We start from the raw sequence: 2,195 nt of genomic DNA, 5'->3' as shown, positions 1-2,195 counted from the left end.
GCACTCTGTCAGCATTCCTGTTATTATAAGTGTGTTAATACCCTGTTTGTCTAAATACTCTTTTAGTTTTGTCCTCCTGAAAGATGAATTAAAGTTTTTACTTATCACAGTTTCATTTTCTTTAGACTCAACACTTTTATGAATTCCCCACTCATAACTTCCTATCTTAAGCTCTCCATCCTCTTCTAAGTCTTCATGCTGAACATAAATTACTTCAACATTATTTTCTCTGCATTTACTTACTAAACTTTTTATATTTTCTAAAACTATTTCAATATCAAAAGGCTTATTATCAACTAATAAATTTTGAACATCAATTATTAACATAGCAACTTTATTCATATGCTCCCCCCTATTTATAAATACATTCAAACTCTTCACAAACTACTAGCATATCTTCTGTAAAAACTTTATCATACTTTTCTAATTCCCTATTAAAGAATCTAAGATGTTCTCTTTGCCAATACTCTAAAGATTTGTCCCCTTCTCCTTCTTTATAAGCAAACTCTTTTTCCACCTCTAAAAATGTTAAAACTGTCACCTTTTTAGTTTCTATAAGACATTTTTTGTTTCCATCATAGTTAGTAACTACTGAAAATGAATTTTCTTTAGGTAGCTCTTCATTTTTAAATTTATACAAACAATATAATGATGTTGTTGCTGTCTTTTCACCTTTTATAACTAAATCAAAAAGCTCATCTGCAAGCACTTTATTATCACCAAAATACCAAGTGCCGTAGTAGTCTATCTCTTCTTCATCTCGCCCAACTAAAATTAAATATTCTTTAAGTAAACTATCCATTATATATTATATCCCCCTCAAAAATTACATTCTTATATATTTATCCTATTTTATCACTTCCTTAGCATATACTTTGTCGAAAAAATATTATATAAAAAAGAACTTTTAATTATACTTTTCATAATATTTGAAATGCTCTAAAATATAACAAATTTCTTTACTTATCATATATTCTTTAATAATACTTTTATATAAATAAAACAGCCTTATAGATATATTGTCTATAAAGCTGTTTAATCATTTAAATTCTTTTCTACAAAAGAATTTTTCAAATTAATTTTTATCTATTTTTTTCTTTTAAATAGCACTGCTAATCCTAATAGAGAAGCTAATAAAGTTGCCACTCCTTCACCTACAGTTTTAGAGTTAACTACTTGTGAGATTCCTGTTTCTGGTAATTCTTTTATTTTATTTGAGCTTGAAAGACTGTTATTTCTTGAAGCTTCATTATTTGAATAAACTCCATTGTTCTCACTACTGCTTACATTATTATCATTATTTGCAGGTTGAGAAGTAATACTCTCTTTATTCCCTACATTTGTTGCAGTTGAATCTCCATTTACATTGTTATTTGCATTTGAAGAATTTTCTGTTACTGAAGAGTTACTATTTACAACATTTGAATTACTTGATGATACAGTATTACCCTTTTCACCTGATACTGCATTTGAATCGCTTGGCTTTGTATCCGGTGTACTTGGTTTCACATCAGGGTTACTTGGCTTTGTATCCGGTGTACTTGGTTTCACATCTGGATTACTTGGCTTTGTATCCGGTGTACTTGGTTTCACGTCAGGGTTACTTGGCTTTGTATCTGGTGTGCTTGGTTTCACATCAGGGTTACTTGGCTTTGTATCTGGTGTACTTGGTTTCACGTCAGGGTTACTTGGCTTTGTATCTGGTGTGCTTGGTTTCACATCAGGGTTACTTGGCTTTGTATCTGGTGTACTTGGTTTTACATCAGGGTTACTTGGCTTTGTATCTGGTATACTTGGTTTTACATCAGGGTTACTTGGCTTTGTATCCGGTGTACTTGGTTTTACATCTGGTTTACTTGGCTTTGTATCTGGTGTACTTGGTTTCACGTCAGGGTTACTTGGCTTTGTATCCGGTGTACTTGGTTTTACATCTGGTTTACTTGGCTTTGTATCTGGTGTACTTGGTTTTACATCAGGGTTACTTGGCTTTGTATCCGGTGTACTTGGTTTTACATCTGGGTTACTTGGCTTTGTATCTGGTGTACTTGGTTTCACATCAGGGTTACTTGGCTTTGTATCCGGTGTACTTGGTTTCACATCTGGATTACTTGGCTTTGTATCTGGTGTACTTGGTTTCACATCAGGGTTACTTGGCTTTGTATCCGGTGTACTTGGTTTCACATCTGGATTACTTG

Annotated in this window: 2 protein-coding genes and 1 pseudogene; all 3 read right to left on the bottom strand. The window is 32.5% G+C overall.

Going from position 1 to position 2,195, the window contains the following annotated elements; all coding sequences use genetic code 11:
* Positions 1–342 (bottom strand): isochorismatase family protein (locus tag ACRDDY_RS18615; protein WP_438566417.1); only part of this gene is annotated, 342 nt, incomplete at its 3' end.
* 10 nt (positions 343–352) lie between these two features.
* A complete protein-coding gene (locus tag ACRDDY_RS18610; RefSeq protein WP_438566416.1) occupies positions 353–802 on the bottom strand; it encodes an ASCH domain-containing protein in 450 nt (149 codons plus the stop codon).
* Positions 803–1,086: 284 nt separating this feature from the next.
* Positions 1,087–2,195, bottom strand: a pseudogene (locus ACRDDY_RS18605) (hypothetical protein); the annotation flags it as partial.

Source organism: Clostridium sp. (genome assembly GCF_051656525.1).
GTDB lineage: Bacteria > Bacillota > Clostridia > Clostridiales > Clostridiaceae > Clostridium.
The sequence above is the reverse complement of the archived record's forward strand: the minus strand, read 5'-3'. Positions and strand labels throughout refer to the sequence as shown.

What these genes read in the sequence shown, in the direction of transcription:
- ACRDDY_RS18610 (WP_438566416.1), bottom strand. Translation starts at nt 802, where the DNA reads ATGGATAGTTTACTTAAAGAATATTTAATTTTAGTTGGGCGAGATGAA.